At 63.1% G+C, this 16,874-nt stretch carries 21 protein-coding genes; 6 read left to right on the top strand and 15 right to left on the bottom strand.

The window, feature by feature from the left end; all coding sequences use genetic code 11:
- The first annotated feature begins 12 nt into the window (after positions 1-12).
- Positions 13-171 (top strand): DUF3309 family protein, encoded by a 159-nt coding sequence (locus NKH89_RS06680; RefSeq protein WP_023678456.1) that lies wholly within the window; start codon positions 13-15, stop codon positions 169-171.
- A gap of 37 nt (positions 172-208) precedes the next feature.
- On the opposite strand, the gene NKH89_RS06675 is transcribed toward NKH89_RS06680, so the two are convergent.
- Positions 209-1,186, bottom strand: coding sequence for an SDR family oxidoreductase (locus NKH89_RS06675; RefSeq protein ID WP_352908523.1), 978 nt, complete (start codon positions 1,184-1,186; stop codon positions 209-211).
- Positions 1,187-1,278: 92 nt separating this feature from the next.
- Between NKH89_RS06675 and NKH89_RS06670 the strand changes: the two genes are divergently transcribed.
- Positions 1,279-2,190 (top strand): LysR family transcriptional regulator, encoded by a 912-nt coding sequence (locus tag NKH89_RS06670; RefSeq protein WP_352908522.1) that lies wholly within the window; start codon positions 1,279-1,281, stop codon positions 2,188-2,190.
- On the opposite strand, the gene NKH89_RS06665 is transcribed toward NKH89_RS06670, so the two are convergent.
- From NKH89_RS06665 to NKH89_RS06650, 4 genes are all read right to left on the bottom strand, one after another.
- Complete coding sequence (locus tag NKH89_RS06665; RefSeq protein ID WP_352908521.1) at positions 2,148-3,329, bottom strand: MFS transporter; 1,182 nt, start codon at positions 3,327-3,329, stop codon at positions 2,148-2,150. The genes NKH89_RS06670 and NKH89_RS06665 overlap by 43 nt on opposite strands.
- 169 nt (positions 3,330-3,498) lie before the next feature.
- The gene (locus tag NKH89_RS06660) at positions 3,499-3,960 is read right to left on the bottom strand and encodes a cupin domain-containing protein (protein ID WP_352480892.1); all 462 of its coding nucleotides are present in this window, start codon (positions 3,958-3,960) and stop codon (positions 3,499-3,501) included.
- A 165-nt stretch (positions 3,961-4,125) separates the two neighbouring features.
- A complete protein-coding gene (locus NKH89_RS06655) occupies positions 4,126-4,434 on the bottom strand; it encodes a DUF1244 domain-containing protein (RefSeq protein ID WP_023721000.1) in 309 nt (102 codons plus the stop codon).
- Positions 4,435-4,459: 25 nt separating this feature from the next.
- Positions 4,460-5,257: an N-formylglutamate amidohydrolase gene (locus tag NKH89_RS06650; RefSeq protein WP_352908520.1), complete on the bottom strand. Its 798-nt coding sequence runs from the start codon at positions 5,255-5,257 to the stop codon at positions 4,460-4,462.
- Between the two features lie 286 nt (positions 5,258-5,543).
- Here NKH89_RS06650 and NKH89_RS06645 point away from each other — a divergent pair, with 286 nt between their 5' ends.
- From NKH89_RS06645 to NKH89_RS06635, 3 genes are all read left to right on the top strand, one after another.
- Positions 5,544-5,990 (top strand): DUF1036 domain-containing protein, encoded by a 447-nt coding sequence (locus NKH89_RS06645; RefSeq protein ID WP_473505739.1) that lies wholly within the window; start codon positions 5,544-5,546, stop codon positions 5,988-5,990.
- Positions 5,987-7,417, top strand: coding sequence for a pyruvate kinase (pyk, locus tag NKH89_RS06640; protein WP_352494178.1), 1,431 nt, complete (start codon positions 5,987-5,989; stop codon positions 7,415-7,417). The genes NKH89_RS06645 and pyk overlap by 4 nt, the downstream gene beginning before the upstream one ends.
- Before the next feature lie 215 nt (positions 7,418-7,632).
- A complete protein-coding gene (locus NKH89_RS06635; protein ID WP_352908519.1) occupies positions 7,633-8,706 on the top strand; it encodes an NAD(P)H-dependent flavin oxidoreductase in 1,074 nt (357 codons plus the stop codon).
- A gap of 99 nt (positions 8,707-8,805) precedes the next feature.
- On the opposite strand, the gene NKH89_RS06630 is transcribed toward NKH89_RS06635, so the two are convergent.
- Entirely contained in the window at positions 8,806-9,405 is a 600-nt protein-coding gene (locus NKH89_RS06630) for a tetratricopeptide repeat protein (RefSeq protein WP_023720995.1), read from the bottom strand.
- Between the two features lie 95 nt (positions 9,406-9,500).
- Entirely contained in the window at positions 9,501-9,626 is a 126-nt protein-coding gene (gene ykgO / locus NKH89_RS06625) for a type B 50S ribosomal protein L36 (RefSeq protein ID WP_006327841.1), read from the bottom strand.
- 236 nt (positions 9,627-9,862) lie between these two features.
- Here ykgO and NKH89_RS06620 point away from each other — a divergent pair, with 236 nt between their 5' ends.
- Positions 9,863-10,285, top strand: coding sequence for a lysozyme inhibitor LprI family protein (locus tag NKH89_RS06620; protein WP_023720994.1), 423 nt, complete (start codon positions 9,863-9,865; stop codon positions 10,283-10,285).
- A gap of 70 nt (positions 10,286-10,355) precedes the next feature.
- Here the strand turns inward: NKH89_RS06620 and NKH89_RS06615 are convergent, their stop codons facing one another.
- From NKH89_RS06615 to NKH89_RS06580, 8 genes are all read right to left on the bottom strand, one after another.
- Positions 10,356-11,432: a 5-(carboxyamino)imidazole ribonucleotide synthase gene (locus tag NKH89_RS06615; protein ID WP_352640164.1), complete on the bottom strand. Its 1,077-nt coding sequence runs from the start codon at positions 11,430-11,432 to the stop codon at positions 10,356-10,358.
- A complete protein-coding gene (gene purE / locus NKH89_RS06610; protein ID WP_352788780.1) occupies positions 11,429-11,926 on the bottom strand; it encodes a 5-(carboxyamino)imidazole ribonucleotide mutase in 498 nt (165 codons plus the stop codon). Before purE ends, NKH89_RS06615 begins: the two co-directional genes overlap by 4 nt.
- A gap of 99 nt (positions 11,927-12,025) precedes the next feature.
- A complete protein-coding gene (locus NKH89_RS06605; protein ID WP_352717025.1) occupies positions 12,026-13,231 on the bottom strand; it encodes an aminotransferase class V-fold PLP-dependent enzyme in 1,206 nt (401 codons plus the stop codon).
- Between the two features lie 17 nt (positions 13,232-13,248).
- Positions 13,249-13,710, bottom strand: a complete 462-nt coding sequence (locus NKH89_RS06600) for a RidA family protein (protein ID WP_023678474.1) — start codon at positions 13,708-13,710, stop codon at positions 13,249-13,251.
- Between the two features lie 34 nt (positions 13,711-13,744).
- A complete protein-coding gene (locus tag NKH89_RS06595) occupies positions 13,745-14,539 on the bottom strand; it encodes an amino acid ABC transporter ATP-binding protein (RefSeq protein WP_023720990.1) in 795 nt (264 codons plus the stop codon).
- 4 nt (positions 14,540-14,543) lie between these two features.
- On the bottom strand, positions 14,544-15,194 hold the full coding sequence (locus tag NKH89_RS06590; protein ID WP_352640167.1) for an amino acid ABC transporter permease: 651 nt from the start codon (positions 15,192-15,194) through the stop codon (positions 14,544-14,546).
- 1 nt (position 15,195) lies between these two features.
- Positions 15,196-15,861, bottom strand: coding sequence for an amino acid ABC transporter permease (locus NKH89_RS06585; RefSeq protein WP_023720988.1), 666 nt, complete (start codon positions 15,859-15,861; stop codon positions 15,196-15,198).
- 71 nt (positions 15,862-15,932) lie between these two features.
- Positions 15,933-16,814 carry a transporter substrate-binding protein gene (locus NKH89_RS06580; protein ID WP_031194546.1) on the bottom strand — a complete coding sequence of 294 codons (882 nt, stop codon included), beginning with the start codon at positions 16,812-16,814 and terminating at the stop codon, positions 15,933-15,935.
- Between the last annotated feature and the right edge of the window lie 60 nt (positions 16,815-16,874).

The raw sequence follows: 16,874 nt of genomic DNA, 5'->3' as shown, positions 1-16,874 counted from the left end.
GAGGATTTTCTGATGACGATAAGCACCATTCTCATCATTATCCTTATTCTTATCCTGATTGGCGCGGTTCCGGCGTGGCCGCATTCGCGGTCCTGGGGTTACGGACCATCCGGCATCGTCGGCGTCATCCTGATCGTTGTCCTGGTGCTGCTGTTGATGGGCCGGATCTGACCGCAATCATTGGTCCCCGACAAGCGGCGGATGACCGTCAGGCCATCCGCCTTTTTTCAGATTGCTTCTGCGCTGCCTTCACCGTGGCGATACCGATGTCTTCAAGCGCTTCCGACACTGCATTTTCCAGCGGCGTGTGGGGGATCGCACCGATAATGCCTTCAAGCCCGCCTGAAACCAGCCGGTGCGGCTCGAAGCGGAGATAGGACATCGAAACGATCTCGCGCCACATCGCCACAAACGGGCTGCCGGCACGCAGCACCCACCACGGCATCGACGTCAGTTTCAACGTGCGCCCGAGCGCCTTCTCAGCGGCCGCCTTGATCTCGAGATCGGTCACCGCATGGCCGGGAAAGTTCAGCGCCTCGTAGGAGCCGAGCTTGTCGAGATTGTCGGCCAGTCCGACGAAAGCCTTGGCCAGGTCGGGCAGATAGGCCCATTCATGCACGAGATCGACCGGCCCTGGGGCGGTATAGACGCCCTTGGTCATCTTGGCGGCAACGACCAGATCGAACCACGATCCGCTGCCGGTGCCGCCGAAGAAGTCACCGGCGCGCAGCAGGATGGTGCGCACCCGACCCGCGTCGGCCTCGCGGCGAAACAGGTCTTCCATGGCAACGCGGATGCGGCCCTTTTCCGTCGTCGGACGAAACGGCGTGTCCTCGGCGATCACCGCCGGCATCGGCGAGCCGTAATTGTAGACGGTGCCCGGGAAGAGATGCAGTGCGCCATTCGCCCGGCAGGCAGCCATCACATTCTCGGCCATCGGCAGGCATTTGCTCCAGTCGGTGTAGAGCGGGTTGAGGCCGTTGAAAATGATATCGACGCCTTCGGTCGCGCGGATCAGCGCAGCACGGTCGAGCGCGTCGCCGGCGATCGCCGTGGCGCTTTTGAGTTCCGCCGGCACCTTGCCGCTGCGGGTGACGGCACGGACATCGTAGCCGGCATTAATGAAGGCCTTGGCCACCGTGCGGCCGAGCCGGCCATTGGCGCCGAGAATTGCGATCTTGGTCATTGTTTGTCTCCATGTTTGCGTATGACCCAAGATGATCTCCTCGCAAACGAATGGAAATTGACGAAAGCTGGCGGTCTGATATTCAATTTTGAATGGATATAGACTGGAACCTGATCAAGAGTTTCGTCACGGTGGCGGAGACCGGGAGCCTGTCGGCCGCCGCGCGAAAGCTTGCCGCAAGCCAGCCGACACTCGGCCGCCACATCGCCGAGCTGGAGCAGGCGCTCGGCGTCACCTTGTTCCGGCGCGGGCGGCGCGGCTATGCGCTCACGGAAGCGGGCAGCACGCTTTTTGAACGGGGCCGCGCGGTGAGCGAGCAGGCGAGCGCATTTTCGCTGCTGGCCCTGGGATCGGTCGAAGCGATCGAGGGCACGGTGCGCATTGCCGCCAGCGAGGTGGTGGCGGCCTATGTGCTACCCGAGATGACGGCGCGGCTTGCCGTCGAGGAACCCGGCATCGAGGTTGAGATCGTCGCTTCGAACCAGGTCGAGAATCTGCTGCGTCGCGACGCCGACATTGCCATCCGCATGGTCAAGCCGGCGCAGAATGAACTGGTCGCGCGCAAGGTGACCGACATTCCGCTCCGCGCCTGCGCGGCAAAATCCTATCTCGACCGGCGTGGCCGTCCGCGCGAGGCCCGCGATCTTGCCGAGCACGATCTGGTCGGCTTCGATCGCAGCGATGAAATCATTCGCGGCTTCGCTCAATTCGGGGTTCCGCTCAACCGCAATGCCTTCCGCTTCAGGACCGACAACCACATAGTTTTGTGGGAGGCACTGCGGGCGGGAAACGGCATCGGCTTTGGCCAGCAGCCGCTGGCCGAGCGCGATGCACTGGTGGAAATCGTGCTGCCGGACCTCCCGCTGCCGACGCTGCCGGTGTGGCTGGCCATGCACCGCGACGTGCGTACCAGCGTGCGCATCCGCCGCGTGGCGGATTTCCTCTACGAAGAGTTGAAGCGCTATTCAGCCGGTGCTGCCTCGGCAGCGAATTCGGCACGGTGAGCGAGGCCAGCCATCACCAACACGACGATCAGTAGCCCAGAGAGAGCGACGAAGATCGGGCCGAAGCTCGAGTGTTCGGCGATGAAGCCGATCGCCGAAGGCGCCACCAGGATGCCTGAGTAACCCATTGTGGTGACGACGCTCATGCCGGTGCCGGGCGCCATGCCCTCCTGGTTGCCGCCGGCCGAAAAGATGATCGGCACCATATTGGCAATACCCAGGCCGCAAAAGGCAAAGGCGGCAATGGCCAGCCACGGCGAGGGAGCCAGCCCGGCCACCAGCATGCCGGCTGCAGCGGCAAGCGCCGACGCGCGCAGCGTCGTAACGGCACCGAAACGGTTGCGGACGCCGTCGCCGAGAAAGCGCATGACGGCCATGACGCCGGAAAAGGCGGCATAGGCCAGGCCTGCGATAGCAAGATCGGCGCCGAGCTCCTGCCTGAGATACAGCGCTGCCCAGTCGAGCACCGCGCCTTCGGAGATCATCGTCAGCAGCGCCATCAGCCCGACCAGATAGACAAGCGGGTTTGCCGGCAGGGCGAATTTGTGATGCTCGGCGACCGGATGCTTGTCCTCGGCGATCAGGTAGCGGATCGCTACCGCGATGACAGCAAAGGCAAGCGCCGTCACCATCGTCGCATGCGCGAGATGACCATAGTTCTGGATGGCGAAACCGCCCAAAGCGCCGCCTGCGAAACCGCCAAGGCTCCAGAAACCGTGCGAGGACGACATGATGGCGCGGGACAGCCGCCGTTCCACCGCCACCGCATTGGCATTCATGGCGACGTCCATGCCGCCGATCGAACCGCCGAAGATGAACATGGCGATGGCCGCCAGGGGCACATTGGGGGCCAGAGCCACCATCAAAAGACCGAAGCTGCCGGCAAGTCCGAACCAGCGCAGCACGGTGCGCGAGCCATGCTTCGAGATCAGATGGCCGCACCAGGTCATGGCGGTGACGGCGCCGGCGCCGAACAACAGGATCAGCAGGCCGAGCATGAATTTGCTGATGTCCAGCCGGGTCAGGAACACCGGGATCTGCGGCGCCCAGCTGCCGGTCAGGAAGCCGTTGGCGAGGAAGATGCCGGCCACGGCCCAGCGTCCACGAATCGCGATTTGCGTGATTTTCTGCGCGTCCATCGGGTAGAATCCGGTCCGGAAATGGCTTTGCGCGGCAAATTAGATCGATTCAATTCACAGTCAAGCGCTCTTCGCCGAAAGTGCTTGGACCAGACGGCGCCACAAGGCGCCGGTGGACGCTACGTCCTCTCGTGTCGGCCAACCACCTCGGTGGTCCACTCCAAAATCTCTACGGCTCGGGATAAGGCGCGCCATCCTTGTGCACAAACCGGCCGTCGGCGTTGGTGCTCATCATGTCGATGTCGGAGCAGGTGGTTACGTCGGCGGGCCAACGCGAACCAACTTCGAGATAGATCGCAACTGCGCCCGATTTGTTGATCATGTGATGGCCGTTGCCGGAGCCTTTCGGAAAGGCCGCGCAATCACCCGCGCGCAGCACCGTCTCGCCGGCATCTTCGACGAGCGTCAGCTCGCCTTCGAGCACGTAGACGAACTCGTCTTCGTGCGAATGCCAGTGGCGCTGGCTCGACCAGTTGCCCGGCGGCAGGCGCATGAGATTGATGCCGAAGTCGGTGAGCCCGCCGGCGTTGCCCAGCCGCTGCCGCACGCGTTCGGCACAGGGTGCATCGAACGGAGGTGGATAGGATGAGCCCTTGCGTCCGGGTACGTCGGCGACGTCGATCTTAGGCACGGCAGTCCTCCCATTTGGGGCAAAAACCATTCGTGAAGGTCGTTCAGTGCGATGGATTGTGACCCTGGAACGGTTCATCGTTTCACGGAAACGCCGAACCGTTCCATCCTTTTGTCTTGACGCAATTCCGGACGGAAAACCGTTCACACTTTTCCTGGAATTGCTCTAGTGGTCCCTGGGGCGTCTTGCCTCGAACTCGGCCTTCTTGGCATCGGAGGCCTCGATCTGGTTCAGTGCCTGCCACTCGGCATAGGCCATGCCGTAGATGATCTCGCGCGACTGGTCCTTGCTGAGTTCGACACCCTCGGCTTGCGCCGCATCGCGGTACCAGTTGGACAGGCAGTTGCGGCAGAAGCCGGCGAGGTTCATCAGGTCGATGTTCTGCACGTCGGAACGCTCGCGCAGATGCGCGACCAGCCGGCGGAAGGCAGCGGCTTCGAAATCGCGCTTTTGTACGTCGCTGAGTTCGGTCATGGCTTGTTGGCCTCCTTGGCCTCCATCATGCCGGCCCGGTGCGCGAGCCGAATATTTTCACTGCATGTATATCGGCACGTCGATCTATCGCGTCAACGATCGGCGCCAGCCGTTCGGCCCAGGCGAGCGCACCCTTCCGGTCGGCGATCAGGTCCTGGCGGATCTCGATAAGCGCATGGGCAAAGCCGTTGACGATAACGTGCCTGAACATGGTATCGCCGCGCAGTGCGCCGTCATAGGGTTCGTTGTCGCCGACGACGAGGCTCTTGTCCTCGGCGAGCATGTCGATCAGCGGCCGCGCAACGCGATCGTCGAGATCCCATAATATGCCGACATGCCACGGCCGCATGAAGCCCTGCATGGTCGGTGTGAAGGAATGCACCGAAAAAATGAAGGGCGCCTGCGCCGACGCTTGCGCCACCGAGGCGATCATGGCGCCGACGGCGTCATGATAGGGGCGGTAAAAGCGATCCAGCCGTCTTTCGCGTTCCTCCGGCGCCATGGGATAATTTCCCGGGATGACGGTGCCGTCATAGAGCTGGCGAATCAGCGTTGGATCGTCCTCGCCGCGATTGGGGTCGATCAGCAGTCGCGAAAAATTGGCAAGCACCGCCGGAACGCCGAGCAGACTTGCGAGTTCGCGGGTTACAGTCTCGACGCCGATGTCGTAGGCGATGTGGCGGTCGAACTCCGCCGCGGCCAGGCCGAGGCTGCCATACTCCTCCGGCAGGTCGCGGCGGGCGTGATCGGCCAAAAGCACCATGCCGCGCTTGCGGTCGCCTTCGACGATGTCGAAAGGCGCGAAAACTGTGGATCGGGTCATTGGTGGGAAAGGTCTGTTCGCTGGCTTCAGGGGAGGGTGGTATCGTCATTCCACGAAGAGAACGCTTGCGCAATGCCGTTGTTTGGCCACGGTTTCTGCCAAAAAACTGAGCAGGGGCGACCGCAAGCGCGTCAGAGCCTTCTAAATCGATTGGAATTGGATAGATCGGCGCGTTGACATGCGTACGGACTTTTCCGAAAAGGGGCGTTGAGAGATGCAAATGTGGTTCTTGAGGGGTTTCAGGATGGGTTTCGCCGGCAGGCTGCGTGTGCGCCATGCCTTGGCCATGCCGCTCCTGATACCGGCCATGGGCCTTTTTGCGGTGATTTCGGCCTCGCCGGCACGGGCCGATTTCCGGGTCTGCAACGCCACGCAGAACCTGGTCGGTGTCGGCATCGGCTATCGCGCCAAAGCTGGCTGGATCACCGAAGGCTGGTGGCACATCGAAGGGTCGAGCTGCAAGACGCTGATCGAGGGACCGTTGTCATCAAGGTTTTACTATCTTTATGCAGAAGACGCCGAGCGCGGCGGACGCTGGGATGGCCCGATCAACATGTGCGTGGCCGAAAAAGAGTTCAAGATCGCCGGCGTTACCGATTGCGTCGCCCGGGGCTTTCAGCGCGCCGGATTCCAGGAATATGACACGGGCGAGCAGGCAAGCTGGATGGTCCAGCTGACTGACGAGCCCGCAACGGATGGCGCTCCAGCCGCCCCGGGAACAAACAGTCAATGAGACGCAGCCGCAAGGTCAAGATCCTCGCCACCATCGGTCCGGCCTCCTCGTCCGAGGAGATGCTGAAGAAGCTGTTCGAAGCCGGCGCCGACGTGTTCCGCATCAATATGAGCCACACCGACCATGAATTGATGCGTACGCTCGTCGGCCGTATTCGTGCCGTCGAGGAGGCGGTCGGCCGGCCGATCGGCGTTCTCGCAGACCTGCAAGGGCCAAAGCTGCGCGTCGGCAAGTTCGCCAACGGCAAAGAGGTGCTGACCGTCGGTCAGACCTTCACGCTCGACGACAATCCCGAACCCGGCAATTCGACGAGGGTCTACCTGCCGCATCCCGAAATCCTGCGTTCGGTCGAGGCTGGTCATCGCCTGCTGATCGACGACGGCAAGCTCGAGCTCAAGGCGGTCAGCAGCAACGGCAAGGCGATCGTCTGCACCGTCGTCGCCGGCACGATCATTTCCGACAAGAAGGGCGTCAGCCTGCCCGACACCGACCTGCCGGTCGGAGCGCTGACGGAAAAGGACCGCCGGGATCTCGACGCGGTTCTGGCGACCGGCGTCGACTGGGTGGCACTGTCCTTCGTGCAGCGGCCCGAGGACCTGGCCGAAGCACGCAAGATCGCACGCGGCCGGGCGCTGATCATGGCCAAGATCGAAAAGCCGCAGGCCGTCGCCCGGCTGGCCGAGATCATTGAACTTTCGGATGCGCTGATGGTTGCCCGCGGCGATCTCGGCGTCGAGATGCCGCTCGAAGCCGTGCCTGGCATCCAGAAGCAGATCACTCGCGCCGCGCGCCGTGCCGGCAAGCCGGTGGTGGTCGCCACGCAGATGCTGGAATCGATGATCACCGCGCCGGTGCCGACACGCGCCGAGGTGTCGGACGTTTCGATCGCCGTGTTTGAAGGCGCCGACGCGATAATGCTTTCGGCGGAGTCCGCCGCCGGCGCCTATCCGGTCGAGGCGGTGGCGATGATGAACCGGATCGCCACCAAGGTCGAAACCGACCCGACCTATGCCGGCATCATCAACGCGCAGCGCTCGGAACCGGAAGCGACGGGAGCCGACGCCATCTCGCTCGCCGCCCGCGAAATAGCCGAGACGCTTAAGCTGTCGGCGATCATCACCTATACCGCGTCCGGCACAACCGGCTTGCGCGCCGCGCGCGAGCGGCCGCAAGTGCCGATCGTGGCGCTGTCGCCGATCCTCAACACGGCGCGGCGGCTGTCGCTGCTGTGGGGCACGCATTGCGTCGTTTCTCCCGATGCCATCGACCTCGACGACATGGTCGATCGCGCCTGCCGCATCGCTTTGGACGAAGGCTTCGGCAAGCCCGGCGACCGCGTCATCATCACGGCCGGCGTGCCGCTGAGGACGCCGGGCTCGACCAACATGCTGCGCATCGCCTATGTCGGATCGGAAGTCGGCCGCTAATGTCGGCTGCGGCTGCCGGATGGGCCGGCTGCATGGCGCGTCGTAAACGCGGCGCCAGCCCGGCGCATCGACCGCAGTCGGGTTAGGATCGACGCCGAACTCCGCCAGCTTGCATCAGCCTGTGGCCGGCCGTGAAGCGGTTCGAAGGCCCTATCCGACTTGAGCTGGAAGTCAGTTAAGGTAATCTCTCCTGGGAGAAAGAGGAGGGTGATCCAATGTGGATGCGCACTGATCTTCTGGAACTCCTCGGCATTGAACACCCGATAATCCAGGCGCCGATGAGCGGCATCACCACGCCGGAACTCGCGGCGGCAGTCAGCAATGCCGGGGCGCTTGGCTCGCTCGGATGCGGCATTCTGCCTGCGGCGGCTATCCGCGAGCAGCTCACGGCGACACAGCACGCCACCAATCGTCCGATCAACGTCAACTTCTTTGCGCACCCGGCGCCGGCACGCGATGATGCGGCAGCTCAAAGTATGCGAGACCGCCTTCGCGGCTGCTATGAGGAGGTCGGCCTCGGACCGGTGCCCGAGCCGGGCGAACCCTTCCCCACCTTCGATCGTGAGCGTCTCGAAATTGTGCTCGAGCTTCGCCCGAAGGTGGTCAGCTTCCACTTCGGCCTACCCGACACCGCAATTGTGCAGCAGTTGAAAGCCGGCGGCTGTATTGTCCTGTGTTCGGCTACCACCGTCTCGGAAGCGCGCCAGCTTGAGGCAGGAGGGGTGGACGCCATTATCGCGCAGGGATACGAGGCGGGTGGGCATCGCGGCACATTCACTGGCGACCCTGCTATCGGCACAGCCGGCACTATGGCCCTCGTACCACAGATTGTTGATGCCGTGCGGGTGCCTGTAATTGCTGCCGGCGGTATCTTCGACGGTCGCGGCATTGCTGCCAGCTTTGCACTTGGTGCATCTGGTGTGCAGATCGGCACGGCTTTCCTGGCCTGTCCTGAAGCCAATGTGCAGCCAGTCTATCGCGTAGCATTGCGCTCGGCCAACGACGAGAGCACGTCGGTGACTCGCTGCTTCACTGGCCGCCCAGCGCGCGTGGTGCGCAACCGGTTTGTGATGGAAATGGCTGGTGAGGAAGATGCTGCGCTGGCGTTTCCGCTACAGGCGAGTCTGGTCATGCCGCTTTCAATGGCAAAGGATGAAAGCAAGCGGGCTGACTTCTTGCCTATTTGGGCCGGGCAGGGCGTTGCGAAGCTGCGGGAGATGCCGGCCGCCGCCCTTGTGGAGAAACTCGTCACGGAAGCAAGCGGCATAGATCGGGCCGATAGGGAGTAGGGGAGTAGGGGAGTAGGGGAGTAGGGGAGTAGGGGATGTGTTCCAGAGTGCATCTACACCACTCACATACTGCCTTACTCCCCTATTCCCTTACTGGTCTCAAATGCCTTCGCCGGCAAGCTCTTCGGAAAGTGCGGCGACCTGGTCCTGGGCGCTGCGCATCATCGGATAGATGCCGAGAACGCGCTGCCAGGCCTCGAGCGCCGACTGCTTGTGGCCGGTTTCGGCCATGATCTGGGCCAGGCCGGAAAGCGCGCCGAAATGGCGTGGTTCGAGCTGCAGGGTACGGTCGATGTCCGACATCGACTTCCCGTAGTTCTTCATCATGAAATGAACCGTGGCGCGCCGGTTCCAGCCTTCCGCATAGGTCGGCTGCAGGGTTACCACCTGATCGAGGAAATCGAGCGCAACATCGAATTTCTGGTTTTCAGTCGCCTTTTGCGACCATTGCATCATCAGGTCGATCGAGGCACTGCCCGACTGGGACCACTCGCTGCCGATGCGCCCGGCGATGCGCTCGGCCGCCTTTTCGTTGCGTTCGCGCTTGAGATCGGCAAACAGCTGATCGAGCCGCGCCTGTTTCGTCATCACAACCGGAGGTGCTGTCGGCCGATTTGCTGTCGGATCTTCAGCCCACGCCGGCAGCGAGACAGCGCTGGAAACGAAGAAAGCCGTGAAAAATGCAAAAAGAATCCGCATCGCGGGAATCTAGCCCCCGACGCCGGATCGTCAAACTGAATTTAGCGTGAGAGGCGTATCATGCGCACGGAGGCACGCAGCCTCCGGTCAAAAACTCAACCCTGGCGCGCCTTGTAGCGCGGAGCGGTCTTGTTGATGATGTAGACGCGGCCCTTGCGACGAACCAGCTGGTTGTCGCGGTGACGCGCCTTCAACGCCTTGAGCGAATTCTTGATCTTCATGGTCTTGCCCGTCGGTCTGGGCCCGGTCCCGGGCCGAACTATTAAGGCGCGCCCACAGACGCGCCTTTGAACTGTGCGTGGCTCATAGACGAGGAGCCTTGCCCGTGTCAACCGCAAGCGCGTTGCCTAAACGATACGGACCGTTTCGTATCATCGAAATACCCGCCAACGGCGCCTTGCGGCATTGCGCGGGCTTGAGACGGCTGGAATGATGCGGTTGCGAATTGGAGATCATCATGCGCCGAATTCTTGTGTCCGCCTGTCTTGCCGTCCTTGCGGCAGGTTCTGTTGCCCATGCGCAGGAATGCGACCGCAACGACGACAGCCAGCAGATGATGAACATCTGCGCCGACGCGGACTACAAATCCGCCGACGCCAAACTCAACAAGGCCTACCAGGAGCTCATCAGCGCAAGCGATGCAAAAGCCAGGAAGCTGTTGCAGACGGCGCAGCGCGCGTGGATCGCCTTTCGCGACGCGGAATGCAGCTATTCCGCCGCGGACAGCGAAGGCGGCTCGATCTATCCGATGCTGATATCGGAATGCCTGACGCGGCTGACCGACGACCGCACCAAACAGCTCACCGCCGATTCGACCTGCGCGGAAGGCGATGTGAGCTGCGCCAGCCCCGACGAGGACGAGAGCGGCGACATCCAGTAAGCGTAGGTTCTAACTTTTGTTTGAGCATGATCGTTCCCGAAAACCGGATCCCACTTTTCGGGATCATGCTCTAGCTGCGGCGGCTCACGCGCGTGAAATGGCCCATCTTGCGGCCGGGCCGCGCCTCGGCCTTGCCATAGAGGTGCAGCATCAGATCGGGCTCGGCGAGAAGTTCAGGAACGCGCCGGATGTCGTCGCCGATCAGGTTTTCCATGACGCAGTCGAACTGCCGTGCGGGATTTCCCAGCGGCAGGCCGGCGACGGCGCGGATGTGCTGCTCGAATTGCGAGATGGTGCAGGCGGCCTCCGTCCAGTGACCGGAATTGTGGACGCGCGGCGCAATCTCGTTGGCCAGCAGCGAACCGTCGGCCAGGACAAAGAATTCGACGCCGATGACGCCGACATAGTCGAGCGCTGCAAGTATCTCGGCCGCCGCCGTTTGAGCCGCAGCCGCCGTGTCGGACTTCACCCCGGCCGGCAGCGTCGAACTGTGAAGAATACCGTTGCGATGGACATTCCAGGCCGGATCGTAGGCGGCGAGCGAACCGTCGATGCCGCGCGCGGCGATCACCGAAATCTCGCGCTCGAAGGCGACGAATGATTCCAGGATCAACGGCACGTTGCCCATCGCCTCGCAAGTGCCGGCAAAGCCGCCTGTTTCCATGTTGCGGAAGACACGCTGGCCCTTGCCGTCATAGCCCATCCGGCGCGTCTTCAATATGCCGCTGCCGTTGAACTTTTTCAGCGCGGCCGTCAGTTCCTCGTCATTGTCGACGGGGCTGAAATCCGCGGTCGGTATGCCGATGCCGTTGAGGAATTTCTTTTCCGCCAGCCGGTCCTGAGCCACTTCCAGTGCGCGTGCCGGCGGATAGACCGGGACCGTGGTGGCAAGTGCCGCGGCGGCCGCAACCGGAACGTTCTCGAATTCGTAAGTAACGACGGCACTGGCCGCAGCCAGCTCGCCGAGCGCGGCCGCGTCGTCGTAGGCGGCGACGATCTGCCGGTTGGCGACCTGTGCCGCCGGGCAGTCTGGCTGCGGCTCCAGCACGACGATGCGGTAGCCGAGGCGGGCCGCGGCCATCGCCAGCATGCGGCCGAGCTGGCCGCCGCCAATGATGCCGATGGTCGATCCGGCGGGCAGGCTCACGGCGTGTCCACGGGCTCGGCGGCCACCTTGGCGGTCTGTGCGGCGCGCCAACTATCCAGCCGGGCGGCAAGCTTTTCGTCGCTCAGTGCCAGCACCGCGGCAGCCAGAAGGGCAGCGTTGGCAGCGCCGGCCTTGCCGATGGCCAAAGTGCCGACCGGAATGCCGGCCGGCATCTGCACGATGGATAGCAGCGAATCCTGGCCGGACAGCGTCTTCGATTCCACCGGCACGCCGAACACCGGCAGTGGCGTCATCGCCGCCGTCATGCCGGGCAGATGCGCCGCACCGCCGGCACCGGCGATGATCACCTTGTAGCCGGCGGCCTTGGCGCCCTTGGCGAAGTCATAGAGCCGGTCGGGAGTACGGTGGGCCGAGACGATCAGCCGCTTGTGCGGGATGCCAAGCGCTTCAAGCGTTTCGGCGGCGTGGCGCATCGTCGCCCAGTCGGACTGGCTGCCCATGATGATGGCGACGTCGGCGCGGTGATTGTCCAAGCTTCTGCTCCCCGGCGGCAAACGCGCGCATTAGCGGAAATCGAGGGGAGCCGCAAGGATAGGAGCTTCCCGCACTCGGGCGAATGGCGCCATCGCTACCTAATCCGGCCAGCGCAAAGCCCCGGCAGACTGCTTGCGAGCGGACTTCATCGCATCCGCGGGCCGCTCAGCAGCGCTCAACACCGCCCGCAGGCGCTCGGCGACGATCTCCGCCTCGCCGGGGTGCAGATTGCACGGATCAAGGAAGAAGTGGCCGCGCTCGACCTCGTGGTTGCGAACGATAATGGGGGGCGAACCCGCCGCCAGTGCCGAGGCCAGCCCGGCGGCGGTGAACCGGCTTTCGGGCGCAACAAACACCTGCAGGCGCTCGAGAGGATTTCCGGTCGGATCGGGAATGATGTTTGCTGCGATGCCGGGCAGGCCCTGCAATGCGGTTTGCCACAGATGCAGTGCGGCTTCTTCCCGCTGGCGGATGCCGGCATGGTCGCGCCGTTCCCAGGCTTCCAGGGCCGCCATGGTGCCGGCAATGCTCTCCTTGCCGACCTTCATGGCCCGCGCAACGCCGCGGTTCTGGAGATAGGCGGCCCGCACCAGATCCTTGCGGCCGGCAACGACGCCGCTTGTCGGCCCTGAGAGAAATTTGTGCCCGCTATAGACGACAATGTCGGCGCCGCGCGCCAGAAAGCCGCGCAAATCGTATTCCGAGGCGGCGTCGACGATCACCGGCACGCCCTTGGCGTGGCAGATCTCGCAGAACTCTTCGAGCGAGAGCATGCCGTATTGCACGGTGTGGTGCGCGACGACGTAGAGGGCTGCCGCCGTCCGGTCCTGGATCGCCTCGCCTACATGATAGTCCTGCGTAACGCTGACCGTGCCGGCGGGCACTGCCTTGGCTCCGGCAAGCCGGATCGACTGGTCGATCGGCGCGCCATAATTGACGATGTGGCCAAGCTGGACGATGACCTCCGATTTGAGGCCCTCGGTGTCGTCCGGCAGCCGCTCGATCGCAAGAAGGCTGGTTCCGGTCATCGCGCCGGCAATCGCCATGGTTATGCCGCTGGCGCAGCATGCGGTGATAAAGCCGGCCTCGCCGCCGGTGAGGCGTGCAATCACCGTGCTTGCGGCGCGCTGCAGATCGTCCATCTCGACCCATTGCGAGGCGATTTCCGACATTGCGGCAATCGCTTCCGGCACGATGATCGAAGCGCCGAGCGCCGTCATCGTTCCGGAAACATTAATGATCGGGCGAAGGCCGAGCCGTTCGCGGATTGTCGTATTGGAACGGTCAGCGGCATAGGTCGTCATCTCTGTAGATCCTGTTTTCAGGCGGCGATCTCGACGACCGCCTCGATTTCAACTGTGATGTTGCCCGGCAGCGAGCCGACACCGATCGCGGAACGGGCGTGTCCGCCAAGCGTATCAAAGACGGCCGCGAAAAGATCGGAACAGCCATTCACCACCTTGGGGTGCTCGCTGAATGTCGGCGTTGCATTGACAAAGCCAAGCAGCTTGACGACGCGCACGATGCGGCCGAGGTCGCCGGCCGCGGCATGCATGACGGCGAGCAGGTTCAGGCCGGTGAGACGGGCATGCCCATAGGCCTCCTCCACGGAGACATCCTCGCCAACCTTGCCGGTGCAGAGCGCGCCATCAGCGCGCAACGGCCCCTGGCCGGAGAGGAAGATCAGCCGTCCGCTCTCGGCATAGGTGACGAAGTTGGCGATGGGCTTCGGCGGCTCGGGCAGCGTCAGGCCCAATTCCGCGAGCCGGATGTAAGGCGTCATAAAAGCTCCTTGCGACAGCTTTCGCCGTCCGGTGTCAAAAATGCGAGGCGCGAAACCGCGCCAGGAAGCTGCGAAGGCGTTCATTGTCGAAGTCCGCAGCCAGGATCTCGGCGGGAGGTCCGACGGCACTGACGCCGCCATCCGCCATGAAAACGATGCGGCTCGATGCATCGCGTGCAAAAGCCATCTCGTGCGTGACCATCAGCATCGTCATGCCGTCTTCGGCGAGGCTGCGTACGACCTCGAGCACCTCGCCAACCAGTTCGGGGTCGAGCGCCGAGGTTATCTCGTCGAGGAGCAGGATCTTCGGCTCCATCGCCACAGCGCGGGCGATGCCGACGCGCTGCTGCTGGCCGCCGGAAAGCTCGGCCGGCAGACTGTCGGCCTTGTGGGCGAGCCCGACCCGGCCGAGCCAGTGCTCGGCAATGGTGCGGGCCTCGGCATTGCTCTTGCCGCGCACCTTGCGCAGGCCGAGCATGATGTTGCCGGCCGCAGTCAAATGCGGAAACAGATTGAAGCTCTGGAACACCATTCCGGTCTCGGCGCGCATCGCCGCCAGGTCGCGCTCGCTGCGTCGCTGGCGTGTTCCCGCCTCGCGGTAGCCGACCTCTTTACCGTCGATACGGATCGAGCCGTTATCATAGCTCTCCAGGAAATTGACGCAGCGCAGCAGGGTGGTCTTGCCGCTGCCGGATGGGCCGATGACCGTCACCACCTCGCCGCGCGTCACCTTGAGGCTGACCGAGCGCAGGACCTCGACGGATCCAAAGGCTTTGGAGACCTCGGAGATATCGAGAAGCGCCGGATTTGCGTGCGAGGCTTTGGACATCTTGTTATTCCCGGATGAAGGAGAAACGCCGCTCCAGCCGCCGGCTGGCCAAGGAGAGGGCGTAGTTGACGGCGAAGTAGACGAGCGCGCCGAGGATGTAGAGCGGCATCGCCTCATAGGTGCGGCCGATGACCTGGTTGATCGCTTGCATCAGGTCGGTGATGCCGAGCAGCGAGACCAGCGCGCTGCCTTTCACCGCGTCGGTGACGCCGTTGATCCAGGGCGGCAGGAAGCGCCTGAACGCTTGCGGAAAAATGACGTAGGCCAGCCGCTGGCGGAAGGTCAGCCCGATCGCCATCGCCGCCTCCGACTGACCCTTGGGAATCGAGCCGACGGCGCCCCTGAGATACTCGACGACTTGTGCGGTCTTGAAGAGGGTGAGGGCGAGTACGGCCGCCCAAAAGGACTCAAGATGCAGTCCCACCGCGGGCAGGCCGTAATAGACGAAGAAGATCAGCACCAGGATCGGAATGCCGCGTATGGTGTCGCTGAAGACGCGCACTGCCCAGCGCAGCGGAGCCGGACCATAGACGAGGCCGACACCCATCAGCACGCCGGCGATAAGCGATAGCACCACAACCAGCAGCGACACCCACAAGGTTACGGCAAAGCCTTCGGCGAGGAACGGCAAGGCATAGATGATCTGGCTCAGCATGTCAGCGCGCCGCCTTGAACCGGCGCTCGACCAGCCGCAGCGCGAAAAGCAGCGCGTAGCCGGTCAACAGGTACATCGCAGTCACCACCAGATAGACCTCGACAATGCGGAAGGTGTTGAAGTTGATCCACTGGGCGCCATAGGTGAGCTCGGGTACCGAGATGACCGACGCCACCGACGTGTCCTTGAAGAGCGATATGAAAGTGTTGGAAAGCGCCGGCAGCGTTATGCGCAGCATCGTCGGCAAGCGTACATGGAGCAGTCTCTGCCAAGGGGTCAGGCCAATCGCCTTGCCGGCGTCGAGTTGTCCGCGCGGCACCGCCTCGAGCCCGGAGCGAAATACCTCGACCAGATAGGCGCCGCTGTAGAGCGACAGCGTGGCAATGAACGAGGTTTGCGCGCTGTAGGCGATATCGACCACGGTCGGCAGGCCGTAGAAGACCAGGTAGACGAGCAGGATCAGCGGCACGTTGCGGATGAACTCGACATAGCCCGCGATGACGGTCCGCACCGCTCGCCCGGCCGACACGTACCAGACCGCCAGAAGCAGCCCGATGACGATGCCGATCGCGATGGAGATGACAGCCAGCTCAAGGCTGAGCAGCAGCCCCCCCCAGAGCTTGTCGAAATGCCGCCAGATCAGGTTGAAGTTGAGGGTATAGCCCATGCGTCCTGCTTAGTGCCGACAGTCCGGGAACGAGGCGGAAGGGCGCCGGAGGCATCCTTCCGCCTGATGGATCAGATAACCGGGAATCCAGGATGGCGGGCCGGCGGCTCCTGTCCGAAATAATCCTTGAACGCAGCGTCGTAGAGTGCCGTTTCATGGCCGAACATGGCGATGGTGAAGGTCTGGTTGACGAAGGTCAGCCAGTCGAGGTCGCCCTGCCGCAGTGCGGCACCATAAAGCATCGAGAACCAACTCTTGCCGGCATCGAAGTATTTGTCCGGATTGCGCGAGGCGAGCCAGCGGACCGTCGACAGATCGACGGCCGCGGCGTCGGATCGCTTCGATTCCAGTGCCTGCAGCACGTTGGCCTGCGTGTCTATCTGCATCACCTGCGCCTCCGGCAGGACGATGCGCACGTTTGCCTCGGCATCGACGTTTTGCAGGATGGAAATCCGGGTCGCCGAACCGGCGGCAAGCAGCTTGTCGAAGGTCTTATTCTCGGCGTTCGGAAGGGTCAGCAAGGCGATGCCTTCGACATAGTAGGGCCTGGAGAAGTGGATCAGCTGCGAGCGCTGGGCGGTCATGGTCATGAACTGGATGGTGATGTCGACCTTGTTGGTGGTCACGTTCGGAATGCGCTGAGCCGGATCCTGCATGACGAATTCGACTTTGGTCGGATCGTCGAAAAGCCCCTTGGCGAGAATGCGACCCATGGTTATGTCCATGCCCACCAGTTCGCCGGCATCGTTCTCGAAGTGCCAGGGCGCGTTGGTGCTGCCGGTGCCGACGATCACCTTGCCGCGCTCGAGAACGGTGCGCAGCAGGCTGTCAGGCGCTGCCTGGGCCGCAGCTTTCTGGACATCGACCGCAGTGGCGGCACTCATCACTCCGGCCGTTGCAAGCCCGGCCATTCCCAGTTTCAGAAATTCACGCCTTTTGGATGTGTCGTTCACGGCGACCTCCTTCGTGTTGTGTTCCCCGTTGGACCAGCAGCGCAGGCATCGGTTGCAATT

Source organism: Mesorhizobium sp. M0923 (assembly GCF_040319365.1).
Lineage (GTDB): Bacteria > Pseudomonadota > Alphaproteobacteria > Rhizobiales > Rhizobiaceae > Mesorhizobium.
The sequence above is the reverse complement of the archived record's forward strand: the minus strand, read 5'-3'. Positions and strand labels throughout refer to the sequence as shown.